Here is a 19064-nt window from a genome sequence, read left to right as displayed (position 1 = left end):
CGACACTTGCAGGGATAACCCACTCACAATTTCAAAATTGACAGCCCCTAACCCTCTACCTGAGGCAAGGTAAAGAAAAAAGTCGCTCCTTGATTGACGCTACTTTCAGCCCAAATTGAACCCTCATGGCGGTGAATAATACGGCTGACAATGGCTAATCCAATCCCTGTCCCTTGAAATGCATCTTGCCGATGTAGCCGCTGGAACGGACTAAAGAGCTGGTCTGCATAGGTCATATCAAAGCCGACGCCGTTGTCTCTGACGAAAAATGCATGATCCGTACTTCTTTGTCCAATGTGAATTTTGGCAGGAGTGCGATCGCGGCTAAATTTGACTGCGTTGCTAATCAAGTTGGTGAAAACCTGTTGTAGTAAGGCAACGTCCCCATGAACGGTGGGTAGTGGTGCAACGGTAATTTGAAGACGGTCAGGGTTATTCTCGGGACTGTCTTCTAGTAGGGCGATCGCATGGTTGACCAAGGGGTCTAGCGCGACAGGTTGTAAGGTCAGTTCTCGTCGTCCGACCCTCGATAGCACCAGCAAGCCGTCAATTAGCCGCCCCATCTTATGGCTGCTGCTCTCGATCACCTCTAAATAATGCACGACCTTCGGATCAGACAAAGCTGTAGACCCGGCTAATTGCCGCTTTAACGCCGCAATAAACCCGTTGATGTGTCGCAAAGGTGCTCGCAGGTCATGGGAGACAGAATAGGAAAAGGATTGCAGTTCGTGGTTGACTATGGCCAACTGCTTGGCCTGGGCTTCTAGAACTTGTCTTGCCTTAATCAACTCCGTAACATCACGGGAAGAATTGATCAGGGCGTAAGCTTCGCCGTCGCGATTTTTAAGCGGAATTTTGTAAGTGTCGAGGTGAATTGTTTCAGAGTGTGTTTCGATGGTGTCTTCAATATGGAGTACCTGACCTGTTTTGAAGACCTCCTGATTTTGAGCATCATAGGCTGTAGCTCGATCAGATGGAAAGCATTCGAATAGCGTTTTGCCCTGATAATTTTGACGGGTGCTTTCGCTGGACAGCTGGACCGCTTTATCATTGCCAAACCTCATGGTGTGGGTAGCGCGATCGACCACATAAATTAAATCGGGCAAAGAATCCATAAAGGTCATCAGCTCTGCGGTACGGAGTTCAACTAAGGCTTCGAGCTGCTGATTCTGCAACTCCAGAACGGTGTTCAATCGCCGCACCTCATTTTCAGCTCGGCGGCGTTCATCGATGTCACGGACGATGACCAACACTTCAGTCTCATTTAAGGGCACGATGCGAGTTTCTTCCCATCGGGTTATACCATCCTGATGCACCTCGTACTCGCTAATTTGCGTTTCCTGCATGATCAAAGCCCGCTGGGTACTGAGTAATCGCTGTTCGGCAAGATCAATTGGAAGGGTATCGCGAATATTTTGGCCAATTGATTTATTGTCGGGTTTGAGCACAGGAAAGGTTTCGGGATACTGAGCTGCTAAGCAAATCCCATCTTGTGTCATCCGGAGAATTAGGTCGGGTAAGGCTTTTAAGATGGCGCGGTTCAGAGCCTCGCTTTTTTGTAGAGCCTGTTGCGTTTCTTTCTGCTCAGTAATTTCAATAACAACGCCGTCCCAAAGATAACTGCCATTGGGTTCTCGAACCGGACGAGCTAGAGTTTTGAGCCATTTCACGGCCCCTGAAGGTGTCACAATGCGACAGTCTTCTGATATCGGCGTGAGTCGGCTCTGCGAAGTCCTCAGCGCAGACAGCATCCGCCGCTGATCATCAGGATGAATGAGATTCCAAATAAGTTTATGGTTCTGGATGCCCGCTTCGGGGTCTACTTCCAGAATCTCTCGGCAGGCTGCACTCAAATAGCTGAAATAGGTGCGACCACTGGACTCGCGGTGATAGCGATAAATGATGCCTGGCATGTTGCTAGCTAAGCGACGAAACCGAGCTTCGCTTTTTCGCAGAGCATCCTCCGCTAGCTGACGCTCAGTGACATCGACACCGATACCCCAGGAGCCTAAATTAGGAATGGGGAATAATCCTGAAAGATTAGACCAAGCAATGATGCGCTGACGATTGTCCTGACAAGTGGTCGCCCACTCTACATTTCGATAGTTGCTGTTCTTTCCTTTCAAGACTGATTGCAGCCTTTGCCGATATTCAGGATCGGGATAAAGCAGCGATAGTGCATCTGGATTTCCAATAATGTCGTCAGCGCTGTAACCAGTCACTCGCTCGCATTCTTTGTTCCACAGCGTCACGAAACCATCATCATCGATCGCATTCAGCATGACGGGCATATTGTTCAAGATATTACGCCACTTAGCTTCCCTGTCCTGTAAGGCTTGATTTGACCGCTGCCGCTCTAGCTCTGCACTGGCCCTAGCGGCGAAGATTCGTAGCAGAGTCGTCGCGTTATCCAAGTTTTGAATGGGCTGGTCATGAATGACGCAAATCTCACCGATGACCTGACCATCTGAGCTTAAAAGTGCAATGCCTAAGTAGCTCTCAGCGTTCAGCGCCACTAAGTCTTGATTGTTGGGAAATGTTTCCCGCAGCTTCTGCGGGCAGCAGTAAAATCCCTCTCTCAAAGCGCGTTTGCCAGGACTATCTGATAGGCAAGAAGACAGAAATGACTGGATTTGACCGTGACTCCAAAATACGATGGGGAGCAACTCGTTCTTTGGCGTGACTTGGCTGATGAGGATGTGTTTGACTGCCAGACTTTCAGCAAGATGGCGAGCCAAAACCGGGAAGAAATCTTCTCCTACAACAGACGCTGTGCCTTCGACCAGGCTACGGAGGGAGTTTTGAGCCAGCACTTGCTCAGTGACGTCGTTGTAAACAACAGCGAAAAAAGCGGGATAGTTTTCAGCGCCTTGCACTACGGTAACTACCATTTGCACGTAGCGTGTGGAGCCATCGGAACGTATGAATCGTTTATGTCCCCGATCAGGTAGTGTTCTATCAGCCGTAAGCGGTGAACCTAAGGCGACGTCATCGGCGATATCTTCTGGGTGAGTGACCTTCGCATAATGCTCTCCGATGAGTTCATCTGCTTCATGGCCGACAAGTTGGCAAAATGCCGGATTGACTCGCAGATAAGCGCCACTGAGCGAGATCTGAGCCATGCTGACAGCAGATTGCTCAAAGATTGCCTGAAAGGTTTGCTCACTGCGGTGTTGAGCAATTTCAGCGGTAATGCGATCGCTCACATCTCGGCAATTCATGACAGTGCCTTTCACAACGGGGTCGTGTAGAAGACTCGTTACCGTTGCTTCGAAATATCGCCACTGCTGGTTTTGATGGCGAATTTGATACTGAACGATGGGTTGCCGAACACTGGGTTGAGCGGCTGCAACGTGAAGCGTTTGGCTAACCTGCTCAATATCCTCAATTGCAATCAATTGAAAAAGGGAAGTATTTTCCAATTCTTCAGGAGAATAACCCAAGACTTGATTGACGGCAGGAGTAATGTACTGAAGTTGTCCATTTTCATCCAGCAACATGACAATATCTGAGGCATATTCAGTCAGCAAGCGAAAATAGTGCTCCTGCTGCCTCAGGGCATCTTCTGCCTGATGTCGCTGATAGACGTTGGCGAACAGATCTCCAATGAGCTTTAACAACGAAATTTCATGGGCTGACCAAGATTTTGGATGAGGTCCACAAAACTCGATGTAGCCAATTAGTTGCTGACTGTGATGCATAGGCACCCAGGCCACCGATCGCCCATTTTTCACGTCTGCCACAAGCGGATTGCTCATAGCCGCAGGGGATAAATCAGCGCTGTCCTCTAAGGTGATCACTTGGCGTTGATCTAAGGCCGCCACAAACTCAGTAGACAGGTTGACGGTTGTCCAACTCTCGTCGTGTGATAAGTGTGGGGTGAATGATACGGTATGCCACTGGCTGAAGACTGTTTGAGACCGGTGATTGTTAGATAGCAAATAGATACAGCCGTGTTCCGCCCCGATGGCTTCAGCCACTTCGCGCAAAGCTTGATGAATACCGTTGACCAGTTCATCAGGTTTCAAATTAACCAACTTTGCTGAAAGCCGGCTAAGAAGCTGCTCACATTGCAGGCGTTTTCGTAACTCATGTTCTAGTGCTTTTTGTGGACGGATATCGTGGGCAATGGTCGAATAAAACTTGATGTCTCCTTGCTCATCGCGGTGAACAATGATGGTTTGAAACACAGGGATTTCTACGCCATTCGATCCCAATAGCGCTGTTTCTCCCTGCCAGGTTCCTTGCTTTTGAGCTAGAGGTATAGCCTCATCGGCAATCTTTTCAAAGGCCCAAACAGGAGAAAGCTCTTGGATACGGGGTGTTTGTTGAGGCACCTTCAACTTTGACGGCATCAGATTGACAAAGGCCGGGTTAACGTAATGAATCTCACCCTCAGGTGAAGCGGTACCGATGAAATCAGGTGTTGACTCAATGATTTTCAGAAGTTCTTGTTGACGAGTTTCACTTTCCTTAAGGGCCGTTAAATCACGAATACTGGTGACAATACCCGTGATCTCACCCGATGCTTCTCGATATGGGGTCTGTGTGATGCTGCGAAACCGTTTACCGAGATGGGGAAATTCGAACCACTGTTCATAGCGAATGATTTCGCCATTGAGGCTGCGATCAATTAGAGGCTGCAAGCGATTTCTGAAGTCGTCTTGCCCTAATACTTCAGCAATGGTTTGTCCTAGAATTGGCTGCCCGGTATAACCGTACCAGTCGCGATAGGTTTTATTGATGATTTGATATCGATAATTGCGGTCAACAAGGCAGATGCCGTCGGTTGCAGCCTCTATCATGCGGGCATAGCGTTGTAGGACTTGCCGAGTAGACACGCGATCAGTAATGTCTTCGTAGCTGCCAAAGATGCCAATGATGTCCCCTTTTGTGTTCTTGAGAGGCAGCTTGTTGGCTGAAAGCCAGCGTAAATTGCCATCATGATGGTGCTGTGATTGTCCTTCGTAAGAGACGGATTGGTCAGCGGCTATGACAGCTTGGTCCTGATGGCGAAATGCCCGAACGGATTCGGGATACTGCGCTAGTAGCTCATGGTCTGTCTTACCAATAATGTCAGCGGGATCGGTATAGCCCATGTCCTTAGCAAAGGGAGGATTGCAGCCCAAAAAACGACCTTTAAGGTCTTTCCAAAAGACACGCTGCGGCATATTGTCGAACACAAGCTGCAATAGCAATTGTTGAGAAGTTCGCAGGGAAGATGGGTGAGCTGCTTCGACTGAATGGAGGAATGCGTCCTGAAGCTGCGATCGCTCAGCAAGGTTAGTCAGCGTTGCCAGTCCATAGGGCTGCCCCCTCTCATCTTGAATTGTCGTGGCTGAAAACTCAGCTGTAAAAACCATGCCCTGTTGAGTCTGAAATTCCAAGACGCTAGGTGTCAACCCGGTTTGCCAATAGCCAATGGAATAATCAGTTAATTGAGCCCGACAGCCCTTCGTCAAAAATATATGCCAGGGATGACCGATCACAGCCTTTCGTGAATATCCCAGTTGAGCCAGCCAGCGATCGCTGACAGCAACAATACGACCCTCGGCATCAATAGTCTGGAGTAGAGCTGGAGACTGTTCGTATAGGACGCGATCGCTGATCATGACAAGAACTCCGGAGACGAATGCTAAATGCTCAAAATTAATGGGCAAGGCAAGGCAAACCAACGTATTCCATGCCGGTTTTGATCCCTAAAGCCACGGATTATCAGGGCTGAAGGTTCTCAAGACCTGAAGGGCACAGCCTACAGTCAAAGATGTCAGTCTAGTGAGAAGGTGTTATCAGAATGCCTCTATCTATTGACCTCTTTTTGGGTCAAAAGGCGAAGAGAAAGAGGCAGAAGGATGAATCAAGTCCTTGTCTAGCTTGAATTCTAACGTTATCAACTGTCTTGCTTCCGCTGATAACGTCTATACGTTCCCTATAGAAAATTTTAAGACTATGTCGCTTCCTTTTGGATTAAAGCGATAACTTTTCGCCTTGGATGGACAAGTCAAGGAGTTCTATCGGATGTTTCAAGGGCAGCTGTTGATCGTGCTTTTCGAGATGCTTCAAAATCTGTAGAGAACAGCCGGGATTAGATGAGGCAATGAGTTGAGCGCCCGTGTTGATTAAATTCTGGGCTTTCATCTGGCCTAACTCCTCGGCTACTTCAGGCTGCAACATGTTGTAGACACCAGCGCTACCGCAGCAGAGCGCGGCATCAATGGGTTCTCGGACTTGAACCTGAGGAATTTTTTTGAGGAGCTGACGAGGTTGAATGCTGATCTTTTGCCCATGTAAAAGGTGACAAGCATCTTGGTAAACCAACGGCAGGGGACCGTCCGTAAGCGGATGTAATTCGGCAGTTAGGCCCACTTCTGCAAGAAATTCCTGTACATCGCGGACGCTGGCAGAGAAGGCCTTGGCGCGATCGCGATATTCCTCGTCATCTTGCAGGATATGACCGTACTCCTTTAAGGTGTGACCGCAACCCGCCGCGTTGATAATCACATAGTCGACCTCAGTATCTTCAAAGGCGTCGATCATCTGTCGGGCTAGGGCCTGAGCTTGGGCTTCTTCGCCCTGGTGTGCGGGCAGCGCTGAACAACAACCCTGACTCTTGGGGATCACCACTTCACAACCGTTGGCTGTGAGCACTCTTGCCGTCGCCTCATTCACGTTGGAGAAGAACACCCGCTGTACACAGCCTAAGATCATCCCTACACGATAGCGACGTTTTCCTTGCGCAGGAATAACGTCCGGCAAATTGTCTTGAAAGGATTGAGCGGTGACTTTAGGCAGGAGGGATTCCATGGCTGCCAAATTAGGAGACAGTCGCTGCAAGAATCCTGTTTTCTGAATGAGCTTGGACAATCCCAGAAGTTGGTAGATCCCCAAAGGTGGCAGCAGTAACCGGATGCGATCTGGGTAAGGAAAGAGCTGGAAAATCAGTGTTCGTAGGAGCTTCTCAGGCAGCGATCGCTCATGATTGCGCTTCACCTGGGGACGCACTGACGCAATGAGTTGATCGTATTGCACCCCAGATGGACAGGACGTCGTACAGGCCAAACAGCCTAAGCAAGAATCAAAATGCTGAACGGCAGTGGGTGAAAACGGCACCTCTCCCTTATTGATGGCATCCATCAGATAAATGCGACCCCGAGGCGAATCCATCTCCTTGCCAATAACCCGGTAGCTAGGACAGGTTGTCAGGCAAAAGCCGCAGTGAACGCAGGCATCAATGAGACCTTGCTCGGGCGGATGCTGGGGATCAAATCCCTGCTCAGGAGGGTGGACTGGTTGAGGAGACGTCGAAGGGTCTGCCGTTTGCATATCTAAAGCAATCGTAAAGCTATGTGCCTTCTAGCCTATCGCGTCGCTCTTAGGAATGTGCCAACATCGGCCCCAGGAACTGCGATCGCAGCGGATCATCTTTCAATAGTGTTCATAGTAGGGTTCACAAGGCCAAAGGCGGGGCTTCGCTACCGGCCAGCGCACCCATCCACGCTTTAAGCCTCGCCATCATCAATCACTGCGTCCCGATCCAACAGCAGCAAATTTCGCAAAGAATCTGTATCTAGCTCAGTCAGCCACTGTTCCCCAGCGCCAACAACCTGCTCAGAAAGTGCCTTCTTGGATTCAATCATGTCGTGAATTTTTTCCTCCAGCGTGCCGTTACAGACGAACTTATGCACTTGGACGTTTTTAGTCTGACCAATTCGAAATGCTCGGTCCGTTGCTTGGTTCTCCACAGCCGGATTCCACCAGCGATCAAAGTGAAAGACATGATTAGCCCGAGTTAAATTCAAACCCACGCCCCCGGCTTTCAGAGAAAGGATAAACAGGCGAGGACCGCTGGGATCATGCTGAAAGCGATCAACCATCTCTTCCCGCTTATTTTTGGACGTACTGCCGTATAAGAAAAGCGTTTCCTGTTTGAAGATCCTTTCAAGATGAGCCTGTAATCGTTTGCCCCATTCCGCAAACTGGGTGAAGATGAGTGCTCGATCGCCCTCATCCAGCAGCTCAGCAACCATTTCGTCAAAGCGCGACAGCTTGCCAGAACGTCCTGCTGCGACTAATCCCTCTTCGTCTAAAAACTGAGCCGGATGATTACAAACTTGTTTCAGCTTTGTGAGCAAGCCTAGAATCTGTCCCCGACGCTGTACTCCCTCAGCTGCCTCAATGGATTTCATCGCCTTCTCGACGCTCGCTTGATAGAGCTGCGCCTGTTCTCGCGATAAGCCACAGAACACAGTCATCTCTAGCTTTTCAGGCAAATCTTGAATGATTGTCCGGTCTGTCTTAAGCCGGCGCAGAATGAAGGGTTGAACAAGCGATCGCAGCGTTGATAGCGAAGCTGTGTCGCCATAGCGCTCAATGGGGGTCGCAAAGCGCCGCTGAAAAAAATTCTTGGGTCCTAGATAACCAGGATTGAGAAAATCCATAATCGACCACAGTTCTGCTAATCGGTTTTCAACAGGGGTACCCGTTAGGGCAATGCGGAACTGAGCGTCAATCTGGCGTACCGCCTTGGACTGCTTGGCGTCAGGGTTTTTGATATTCTGCGCTTCATCTAGCACGATGCCCAGCCAATCCACCCGTTCAAAATCTTTCAGATCTCGCTGGGCCAAAGCATAGCTGGTGAGCACGATGTTGGCGGACTTAGCTTTGCGGGCAAAAGCGGCAGCATGCGATCGCTTGTCGCCGTGATGCATTAGCACCTTGAGTGCGGGACCAAACTTGTGGATTTCTCGCTCCCAATTGCCCAATACCGATGTAGGACACACGAGTAGGACAGGCGCATCCAGCAGGTCCTGCTCTCGCAGAGTCAGCAGGAAGCCGATAAGCTGAATCGTTTTACCCAGACCCATATCATCGGCTAAGCAAGCTCCCAGGCCCCACTGTTCTAGAAAAGAGAGCCAAGAGACTCCTCGCGCCTGATAAGGGCGTAGCTTGCCGGTAAATCCTTCGGGTTCAGTAACAGGTTTCAGGGTTTGGTTGCCCTCAGTTAGGGTCGAGATCAGGTCTTGAAGCATGCCCGCAGCTTCAAACTTCACCACCGGCAGCTTATCAATGACTTGAGTATCTCCCGTGCTGAGGCGGAGCGCATCTTCGACACTAAGTTCAATGGGATCGTTCCGACGCTTGAAAAAGTCCCGTGCCGTTCGAATATCTTGCGGACGTAGTTCAACCCACTGACCGTCGATTTCGATAAGGGGAGTTTCTTGAGCTACCAGCTTTTCAAAATCTTTCTGAGACAGTTTTTTACCGGCTAAGGATAGCTCCCACTCCACATTTAGTAAGCTCTTGAGGCCGAGACGCTGTCGCTGTTTACGATTCGGTGCTTCGGCCTGAACTTGGATGCCCAAGCGATTGTCCTGAGCTTGAGAGGCCAAACCTGGCGGTAATAGCACCCCAAAGCCTGCATCTCGCAATCGTTCAACCGTGGCCTTGAGAAACACGAAGGTCTGAGCTGGATCAAGGGCAACTCGGATAGGTCGCTGCTGCTGTAAACTCTCACGGATAATGTCACTGAAGCGAGCCGCACGACCCAGTCCAGCTAGAAGCGTTTCCTGAGGTGTCTGCACTACTTGCCCGTCGATGACGGCTTGATCGACAGGATACTGCCAGACAGTTTCCGCAGAAATGAGCGATGTCTCATCGTCGCGAGACTGCAAATAGTAACCCAGATGCCAGCTCCCACTGTCCGTTTCAGGTGGCTCTAGCTGAAAGCAAACGCGAAACCGATTCTGTTCAGTATTGCTTTGCAGGGGCGCAGTCCACGTCGTTAGGGCATCTCGCAACCGGGCTGCCGCGATCGCGCTACCTTCCAACTCATCATCATGGCTGCTCAGGGATTCTAACCACGGGCGTAAGGGTAAATCGGGGCTAAGCACGTCAGTGCTGTTAACAGGTTGCGCCTGCGATCGCACTTGAGCATCGACAAGCTGCTCCAAAAAATCGCATAGTTGGGCATTGGCCTCTGCTGGCATAGAAACGCTGACACCCCCCACAGTGCCTTTACGAGGCTTGGGAATAGACCGATATAGGCGGCAAATCAGGGGCATCGTTTGACTAAAGAGCCGTAGACGATGACTATCAGTATCGCTATCTAGCAAAAGCCGCCATTGTCCATGGGTCTTTTTATTAGGGGAGAGGGCGATCGCGGGCAAATACTTCCCTCGCGCTTGCAAATCCAGACTCCACCGCGCCACATGCGACCAGAACCGTAAGTCATCCCCAATTTCGACACCCGAAATTTCGGTTTGTCCAAGCGGCAAACTCTCCAGAAAGGCCGCTGCCTCCTGATCCGAAATCTGCACCCCGGCAACCTTCCAAGGGTGCAACGCGACCCCGTCAGAGGAGTCACTTAGATCGGCTGCAGAGTGATGCGGCACATAAGTCTCTTCGGCAATGGTTGTTGGCAGTGACAACATCTGCTCGACCTGACGAGTATTGCCCTTTGTGCTGGTCCGGCGTTTGGCGGCGGTTGCTGTTGCCTCGACCCAGAATGTTTTTGGCAACCCTCCAACAGCTTTAAGACCATCTAGCAGATCAGGTAAAGCCGTGCAGAAAGGATGATCTTGCACTGTCCATTCGGTCGATAAACGCTCGGCGTCTACACGTCGCCAAGTTTCGCCCCAGATAAAGAATTGCTGGCTTTCTACCAGCCAGCTTCCATGTAGGATTGCCATGTAACACTCGAATCAACTAACAAAATTTACGCAGCCTAATCACCAGTGGATCTTCCAATTTATCGTCAAACCAAATCTTCCATACCCATCGTGCTGGATGAAATGCGTCCTGATGAATCTGAAACGGTCAGGACTCTCTTCAACCAAATTGTGCTTGAGGGGAACAGCTATCCGCAATCAAATCCTCTCTCGGTGGAAGCCTTTGCTAATTACTGGTTAAAAGGCGATGCCTTTGTTGTCCGCTGCTTGTCAAAAGAGCAGGTATTAGATGTGAGCAATCTCGTTGCTGCATTCTACATTAAACCCAACTTTCCCGGACGATGTAGCCACATCTGTAATGCTGGCTTTATTGTAGCGCCTGAAATGCGAGGGCAAGGGTTAGGCCGCCTGATGGGCGAGGTGATGTTGGAGCTAGCTAAAGAGCGGGGATATCGAGCCGTGATGTATAACCTGGTTTTCGAGACTAACATTGCATCTCTCAAGATTTGGAAATCGATGGGCTTCCAGGAGCTTGGCCGAATTCCCGAAGGCGCATACCTAGCGGACGATCGCTATGTCGATGCGGTGATGCTATATAAATCGCTGGTCTAGTTTGAGGCAGATCGGGTAGCGAAGCTGAGTGCAATTGTGAAGTATCCGTATCGATCTGTTTGGGATTGGCATACAAAAATACTACAATTTTTCTTAATTCAAGCCACGCCCTGAAACTTACCTTTGTTGCACTGTTGAACAGGACATGATTCAAGCTGCACCCTGCACGTCTGCGTTATTGACTCCTCCAGAAATTACGTCCCCAGAGTTGAAGTTCCTGCTGCTGTTGCTGAAATATCCTAATTATCGAGCACCAATCGCCCAACTTCGGTCCCACGCCAAGTCATCCATAGCCGCCCGCGATCGCCTCTGCAAGCAGCTTTGTCAAAAAGGATTGATGGGGTATGAAGACGCGATTACCCGGTTTGGCTTGACCGCAACTGGACGGACACTGCTGAAGTTAGATCGGTCCGTCTTGCCGGTCACCCCCGATGAGAAATACGTCATGAAATCTTGCCAGGAGAGCAGCATTACCCCCGGACAGATTCACCCCAGGGTTCCAAAAGATCAGCGGCAGCAGCTCATTGCTCGTCTGGCAGACCAGGGATTGATTCGCATTACTCAACGGCAGCTCGGTGACGTTTGGATTACCGAGGCAGGACAGCGGTTTCTGCGAGAAGACTGTATTCCCCAGGGAAATCACCCAGTGGTGAGTTGGACACTGTTAAGTGACTATCTCCGTTTTATGCGTCAAACCAATGAGCGGTCAGTCATGAGTCACGCCAATCGTGAGGATGCTTCGGATCAGACCCCTGTCTAGGGCATTAGGTGTGAGAGCAAGTTGGATTCAGAATAATATCCGTCTGGAAAGAATACTGGCAAGGGATACAGCCCTCAGCCTAATCCGAGGAGCTAGCTCAGCGGTAATGGGTATAACTATAGGTGTGTCTACAGATTGATTATTTATGCTTGCTTGCCAAAGTCCAGCTCCTCTACGTCCAGGGGATGAACTGCTGGTGATTGCACCGAGTGGTGCTTTGCGGGAACTGACTGCATTTCAAGCTGGGATCGCGATTTGGCAAGCTCAAGGGTTTCGAATCAGATTGTTGCCGGGTTTCGATCAGCAGTGGGGTTATCTTGCCGGTAGTGATACGCACCGTCGCCATCAGCTGTTGACGGCCTTGAAAGATCCTGCCTGCCGAGGGATTCTCTGCGCCCGAGGTGGGTTCGGGGGGACGAGGCTGTTGGAGACATGGCAGTGGCCCGACGTATCTCCCAAGTGGTTGATTGGCTTTTCTGACATCACAAGTCTGCTCTGGAGTCTAAGTCAACAGGGTATTGCTGGAGTGCATGGGCCATTGTTGACGACCTTGGGACAAGAGCCTGTCTGGTCACGACAGCGCCTGTTCAACTGGGTCACTGGCCAGAATATTCCGCCATTAAAGGGAATTGGATGGGGAACAGGACAGGCTTCTGGTCGCCTCTTGCCGGCCAATCTCACGGTGGCAACGCATTTACTAGGAACGGTTCATGCACCTGATCTAGAAGGGGTCATTTTGGCGATCGAGGATGTGACAGAGGCTCCCTATCGTATTGACCGAATGCTGACGCACTGGCGCATGATGGGAAAATTTGCTGGTATTCAAGGTATTGCGATCGGGCGCTTTAGCCGCTGTGAGGCCCCTGTCAATGTCCCAAGTTTGAGTGTAGAAGCTGTTCTCCGCGATCGCTTAGGTGATTTAGGGGTGCCCATTGTGGCCGATCTTCCGTTTGGTCATGATGGTGTGAATGCGGCGTTGCCAGTAGGCGTTCCAGCGATTCTAGATGCTGATGCAGGCACTCTGGCTGTGCATCCATGAGGCTCATATCTGAAGTTGCATTTTCGGCATGAGAGGTGGAGCCGATAAAAAGGGGTGAAAACGATGTGCCTTCACCCCAGGTAAGCCATATTTGAATGCCGATGTCACCAATAGCCTCGGTTCCTAAAACCCTTGACGAGAGATCATCTTCTCAAGATCGGCTTGGGTTTGGTGAAGCAGGTTCTCTCTGCGATCGCTATTTTGACTCAGAGAGGGAACGAGATTTTTTGCCTGTAACGCCATATGGAGTTGAAGATGAGCAACATAGTCGCTACAAGCTTCGTGAGAAGATTCGATAACTTCCGCAGAATTTTCAGAAGATGCCAGCACGTGTGATTCTCCCCGTAATGGAATGCAACATTTCTATGATTTCGAAACTAGCACAGTGCGGAAAACCAAACGGAAAGAGTGAAATGATCCGTAATGAAGCGGCTTTCCATTTTCCTAGAAGTTCCAACCTAAAAAATTGCTGAGAGGTCTCGGCTGACCGCAAAAAAATACACTATCCTGTTCATCAAGCTTAGTCATTAACGACCTAACCGTTTTTCCAGCGGATTTGGGTTCACTAATGGCCTGTGTATGCAGACGTTGAGACTGTAATTACTTGTGAGTCAATCACCCAAAATTGTCCATCTCGATATTCTAGATACCGACTACGCCAAGATTGCAGCTGGCGAGAGAATTTCAGATGAGCGTAAGCAGCGATTAGCGTGGGGTGACGCTACGTTCAGTCGGTTGAGTAAACAAATTGCTCGTTACCGCTATGACAGCTTAGATGAACAGGGACGTGATGATTTGCTGTGCAATATTGCAACGACAGCCGGCATCTTCACGGTGGCTGACATGGAAGATATTAACGATCGCCTACGCAGGACTGGATGTTTCTATTTGACGCAGGGCGAGCGCCAACAGGTCATCAACTGGTTGCAAGACGAACTCGCCGTCAATTTAAAGGTGAACCCTGACGAGTGATTTCAGGATGAGCTTTTCCTCAACCTCTTGTCGATCGCCCAAATAGTTCGTCATTCTAAGAAGGCGGTTTTAAGCAGGCATAGTATGAAACGGGCGATCGCACTTTTGGCGATGCTGGCACAATTCTCAGGTTTGTCTTTGGGGAACGTTAAACCGTTTCCACAAATGCTTGGCGATCGCTGGTCAGCTCGCTCTGTCGACAGTCCTTTGCTCGCTCAGTTGACTGAAGGAGAAACGCTGTTGTTTGCGGCACTCAAATCGCGACAAAGGGCCAATGGCCTTCCTACCGTAACTCAGGTTTATCCGGTGAGTGCAGATATGCTGGCCGTTGAGATTGAAACTGGCAGCGTCACCTATGGACAGCAGCGGCGATATCGGCCTCGGTCAAGTGACCAAATAGAAGACAATGGTGTGCTCAAGCGTGACGGACAAACCATCGGTCGAGTTGTGGGCCGCGATCGCACCATCCTCTATCCCCTTGACCAATACCAAGGCCGTGACGTCCCGCAAAGCTGGCTCGACAATCTTCGTAGCTACCGCCTGACTTCCCCAACGGATAGTGATTTTCAGCCAGGGCAGCGACCAGAAGAGGTTTTCCGTAAAAGCAAGCCCATCGATATGGCGGATACGGCGAACGGACAAAAGTTTGCCATGCGTCACACCGTTTATTTGCAGCTGTCTGATCCTCTGCAAACCGGCGAGACTTACGGGCTGGTCTTTGAAGGGCAGTCTCTTGACGCCAAAACATTTGTCTACAATCCCCAACAGCAGCACAGTGAAGCCGTGCATATCTCTCACATTGGCTTTCATCCCGATGATCCAATCAAGGTAGGCTTTCTTTCAACCTGGATAGGATCTGGCGGTGGCTTTGACTACTCCGAAGGGATGACGTTCTGGCTAGTGGATACTCAAACGGATGACATTGTCTATGAAGGACAAACCCGCCTGTCCGCTGCTCAAGACCAATGGGAAGATGCTTATCGCAATTACAACGAAACCGACGTCTATGCCTTAGATTTTCGAGACTTTCGAGAAGTGGGGGTCTATCGGCTGTGTGTGGAAACAGTTGGCTGCTCCCATAGTTTCCCGATTCAAGAGTCTGTCTGGCAGACCCCCTTCGTGACTTCAATTCGTGGGTTGTATCACCAACGTAGCGGCATTGAGTTGAAGAGTCCTTACACGCAATATCACCGTCCGCGTGCCTTTCATCCCGATGATGGCGTTGTCGTTTATCAAAGCGACGCCAAATTGATGGATACTCGCATGGGAATTGGTTCCGAAAATGCCTTTGAGGCGCTGACGGCGGGGGTGAGTGAAACGCCGGTCCCTGATGCTTGGGGAGGGTATTTCGATGCGGGAGATTGGGATCGCCGCATTCAGCATTTGGGAGTCGCAGAATCGCTGCTGGATTTAGTAGAGCTGTTCCCTGACGCAATGGCAGCGGTTGATCTCAATATTCCTGAATCCAATAATGCGCTGCCGGATGTGCTAGATGAAGCCCTGTGGGGCATTGATGTTTTTCGCCGTCTACAGCATCCCGATGGCGGGGTGCCGGGCGGGATTGAGTCAGCTGAACATCCGAGACATGGAGAAGCTAGCTGGCAGGAATCTTTACAGGTCATGGCCTATGCGCCTGACGTTTGGTCGAGTTACTGGTACGCTAACGCGGCGGCTCAAGCGGCATCCGTACTGAAACAAGTCGCTCCTGCTCGTGCCGAAGACTACGAACAGTCTGCGCTCATGGCGTTTGCCTATGCAGAACAGGAGTCTCTTGATTCACCTGAGGGAGGCTGGCCTCATCAAGTGCGCGATCGCCGCAATCTTGCTGCTTTAGAACTGTGGCGGTTGACTGGACTGGATCGCTTTCATCAAGTCTTTCTAAACACCACCGTTTTTACGGACTCTGATCAGTCCGTTTCCGGCAGAGAGCATAATCAAGGCCGTGCCGCTTTTCGATATGCTCAGTTCGCCTCGGCAGAGGTGGATTCGCAGGTCCAGGCTAATGCTCGACAAGCATTGCTCAAGAAAGCCGATGAGGTGGCAGCCATCACCGAGAAAACAGCTTTTCAGTGGGGCAAACACCATCCCAATGCGCCTGTGGGCTGGGGGATCGGCTGGTCTTCTCCGTACGAGGCTAGCGTTTTGGTCCAGGCGCATCATCTGGAGCAAAGCGATCGCTATCTCGAAGCCATCATTCGGTCCTCTCAGGCACCTTTGGGGGCTAACCCGGACAATCTGGTTTACACCACGGGTCTGGGATTGCGATCGCCTCAAAATCCTCTCGTTATCGATCAGCGCATCATGGGTGTCGATCCCCCACCGGGCATCACCGTGTATGGTCCTATCGACATTACCCACGAAATCTATGACGATTATTGGTTTGCTCGCTACCAGATGAAAGACAACATGTTTCCAGAGCCAACCGACTGGCCGATTACTGAACTGTATGTGGATGTCTACATCAACGTGGCGATGACGGAGTTTACGATTCACCAAACAATCGGGCCATCCGCTTACGTTTGGGGTTATTTAGCAGCTCAGGAGCGATGATCCGACATTTCGCAGGTTCCCTTTTTCAACCTGCGAAATGTGGATTAAGACACAACGGTATCCAAAAGCCATTTTTTGAATCAATATGACCCACCGGGCGCAGCACTTTGTTTTAAGCCGCACCCTCTCTCCCTGAGAGCAATTCGGCAACCAGTGGCTTTGATTTATTGAGCTGACTAACTCCCAAAATTGAGAAGCTTAGAAGGTTGCCATCTGAATCTACCCGTTCCATAACAGCATCATTTTCTGATTCCTGCATATAACCAGGAGCCTCAGAAAAAGTGACTTCCAGATAATCAGCTTCAGGGTCAAACCAAACTTTTACTCGCTCTGCCATAGGGTTTCCCTTTTAGGTTTATTTGTGAAGTAGGCAGTAATAATAAAGGCGTCATTGGGCAGATATTTGGCTACGACACAAAGCCATTTATCTCCAATCGCTGTTTGGGTATAAAACCGATAGCATAGTGCCACCGTCTGATCACTACGAGACTGATGTACCAATTTTGGATGCCTAAGAGTATCCAAAATCTTTGGTTCCATCCAACCATCTTAGGATGAGAAAGACTGTGTGCTAGTCGTTCTTCAGTTAAGCGGACTTCTCTACCTTGGTAGTCGAGAAGGACAGGCATCAGTAACTGCACCTCTAAGATAAGTGATTTGTAGCGGCGCTTCGAAAGATCGCTCGGAGACAGAGTTTGAATTCCGTTCCAGATGAACACAATCCCCTGACAAAATTTTGCCAGGGGATTTTAGCTATCTATTCGTAAGTCAGCGATCGCCGATCTTAATAGTCGAAGTCGCCGCCCATGCCAGCACCAGCACCAGCGCCTTCCTTAGGCTCAGGCTTGTCGACCACAATACACTCAGTCGTCAACACCATACCCGCAATAGACGCTGCGTTTTGCAAAGCAGAACGAGTCACCTTAGCCGGGTCAACGATACCCGCAGAGAGCATGTCGACGAATTCGCCGTTGGCAGCGTTGTAGCCAACGTTAAAGTCCTTCTCTTTAACACGCTCAGAGATCACGGCACCATTTTGGCCAGCGTTCTCTGCAATGCGCTTGAGAGGAGCGGTTAGGGCACGGGTAACGATTTGAGCACCAATGAGCTCTTCGCCGCTGAGGTTCGTGCTAGCCCAGCTCTCCAGCCCAGGAGCCATATGCGCTAAGGTTGTGCCGCCACCAGGAACGATACCCTCTTCAACAGCCGCCTTAGTTGCGTTGATCGCGTCTTCAAGACGCAGCTTACGGTCTTTCATTTCAGTTTCCGTTGCTGCACCGACTTTGATGACCGCAACGCCACCGGAGAGCTTAGCTAAGCGCTCTTGCAGCTTCTCTTTGTCGTAAGAAGAATCGGACTCGTCAATTTGACGGCGAATTTGCTCACAGCGAGCCTTAACAGCCGCCTCGTTGCCCTCAGCAACCAGCGTTGTATTGTCCTTGGTGATAGTGATGCGACGAGCTTGCCCCAACATGTCAACTTTGGCGCTCTCCAGCTTAAGACCGGTGTCTTCGCTGATGACCTGACCACCAGTGAGAACGGCCATGTCTTCTAGCATAGCTTTGCGGCGATCGCCAAATCCAGGAGCCTTAACAGCTGCTACATTCAGCACGCCTCGGAGACGGTTCACAACCAGCGTTGCAAGTGCCTCTTTCTCGATGTCCTCAGCGATAATCATGAGAGGCTTGCCTGCCCGTGCCACCTGCTCCAGAATAGGCACCAAGTCTTGGATCAAGGTGATCTTCTTATCCGTGAGCAGAATGTAAGGCTCATCCAGGATGGCTTCCATGCGCTCGGTGTCAGTGGCGAAGTAAGGAGAGATGTAGCCCTTGTCGAAGCGCATACCCTCAGTGACTTCCAGCTCAGTCGTCATGGACTTACCCTCTTCCAGAGAGATAACGCCCTCACGACCAACCTTATCCATTGCCTCAGCAATCATGGTGCCGACTTCATCGTCATTACCAGCGGAAATCGTACCCACTTGGCTGATAGCACTGGAGTCTTCAACAGGACGAGCCTTCTGTGCAATTTCTTCCACTAGATAGGCTGTTGCTTTATCTACGCCGCGCTTCAGGGCGATCGCATTGGCGCCAGCTGCGACGTTCCGTAGACCTTCTTTCACCATTGCGTGAGCCAATACAGTTGCAGTGGTGGTACCGTCACCTGCGGCATCATTGGTCTTGGAAGCTGCCTGACGAATCAAAGAAACGCCTGTGTTCTCAACGTTATCTTCCAATTCAATTTCTTTAGCGATGGTGACACCATCGTTAATGATTTGAGGTGCGCCGAACTTTTTCTCAAGAACGACGTTACGGCCTTTGGGTCCCAAAGTCACACCGACCGCTTCAGCCAGCATGTCCATCCCTTTCTCTAGGGCGCGGCGGGCGTCTTCGTTGTAAATGATGCGTTTAGCCATGATCGAAATCCTTTCCTGCGAGGAGATGTGAGTAAAAAAACTGAGAAA

Annotated in this window: 11 protein-coding genes; 5 read left to right on the top strand and 6 right to left on the bottom strand. The window is 50.4% G+C overall.

What is annotated here, in order from left to right; translation table 11 throughout:
• Positions 1–47 precede the first annotated feature (47 nt).
• The 3 genes from PN498_RS19925 to PN498_RS19915 all read right to left on the bottom strand — a co-directional run bounded on the left by PN498_RS19925 (position 48) and on the right by PN498_RS19915 (position 10688).
• Positions 48–5660 (bottom strand): PAS domain S-box protein, encoded by a 5613-nt coding sequence (locus PN498_RS19925; protein WP_272065063.1) that lies wholly within the window; start codon positions 5658–5660, stop codon positions 48–50.
• A gap of 307 nt (positions 5661–5967) precedes the next feature.
• A complete protein-coding gene (locus PN498_RS19920; protein WP_272065061.1) occupies positions 5968–7323 on the bottom strand; it encodes a (Fe-S)-binding protein in 1356 nt (451 codons plus the stop codon).
• A 176-nt stretch (positions 7324–7499) separates the two neighbouring features.
• Positions 7500–10688 (bottom strand): DEAD/DEAH box helicase, encoded by a 3189-nt coding sequence (locus tag PN498_RS19915; protein ID WP_272065060.1) that lies wholly within the window; start codon positions 10686–10688, stop codon positions 7500–7502.
• Positions 10689–10733: 45 nt separating this feature from the next.
• Here PN498_RS19915 and PN498_RS19910 point away from each other — a divergent pair, with 45 nt between their 5' ends.
• The 3 genes from PN498_RS19910 (at position 10734) to PN498_RS19900 (ending at position 13078) form a co-directional block, all read left to right on the top strand.
• Positions 10734–11279 carry a GNAT family N-acetyltransferase gene (locus tag PN498_RS19910; RefSeq protein ID WP_272065058.1) on the top strand — a complete coding sequence of 182 codons (546 nt, stop codon included), beginning with the start codon at positions 10734–10736 and terminating at the stop codon, positions 11277–11279.
• Between the two features lie 145 nt (positions 11280–11424).
• On the top strand, positions 11425–12039 hold the full coding sequence (locus tag PN498_RS19905; RefSeq protein WP_272065057.1) for a hypothetical protein: 615 nt from the start codon (positions 11425–11427) through the stop codon (positions 12037–12039).
• A gap of 145 nt (positions 12040–12184) precedes the next feature.
• Positions 12185–13078: a S66 peptidase family protein gene (locus PN498_RS19900; RefSeq protein ID WP_272065056.1), complete on the top strand. Its 894-nt coding sequence runs from the start codon at positions 12185–12187 to the stop codon at positions 13076–13078.
• A 123-nt stretch (positions 13079–13201) separates the two neighbouring features.
• On the opposite strand, the gene PN498_RS19895 is transcribed toward PN498_RS19900, so the two are convergent.
• On the bottom strand, positions 13202–13408 hold the full coding sequence (locus tag PN498_RS19895; protein WP_272065054.1) for a hypothetical protein: 207 nt from the start codon (positions 13406–13408) through the stop codon (positions 13202–13204).
• A 276-nt stretch (positions 13409–13684) separates the two neighbouring features.
• Here PN498_RS19895 and PN498_RS19890 point away from each other — a divergent pair, with 276 nt between their 5' ends.
• Positions 13685–14050, top strand: a complete 366-nt coding sequence (locus tag PN498_RS19890) for a hypothetical protein (RefSeq protein ID WP_272065052.1) — start codon at positions 13685–13687, stop codon at positions 14048–14050.
• An 84-nt stretch (positions 14051–14134) separates the two neighbouring features.
• Positions 14135–16600, top strand: coding sequence for a glycoside hydrolase family 9 protein (locus PN498_RS19885; RefSeq protein ID WP_272065051.1), 2466 nt, complete (start codon positions 14135–14137; stop codon positions 16598–16600).
• 112 nt (positions 16601–16712) lie between these two features.
• On the opposite strand, the gene PN498_RS19880 is transcribed toward PN498_RS19885, so the two are convergent.
• Together PN498_RS19880 and groL are read right to left on the bottom strand one after the other, a co-directional pair.
• On the bottom strand, positions 16713–16937 hold the full coding sequence (locus PN498_RS19880) for a DUF2283 domain-containing protein (protein ID WP_272065050.1): 225 nt from the start codon (positions 16935–16937) through the stop codon (positions 16713–16715).
• 447 nt (positions 16938–17384) lie between these two features.
• Positions 17385–19016, bottom strand: a complete 1632-nt coding sequence (gene groL / locus PN498_RS19875; RefSeq protein WP_272065048.1) for a chaperonin GroEL — start codon at positions 19014–19016, stop codon at positions 17385–17387.
• Positions 19017–19064: the final 48 nt, after the last annotated feature.

Source organism: Oscillatoria sp. CS-180 (assembly GCF_028330965.1).
Lineage (GTDB): Bacteria > Cyanobacteriota > Cyanobacteriia > Phormidesmidales > Phormidesmidaceae > Halomicronema.
This window is presented reverse-complemented; position numbering and strand designations above follow the sequence as displayed.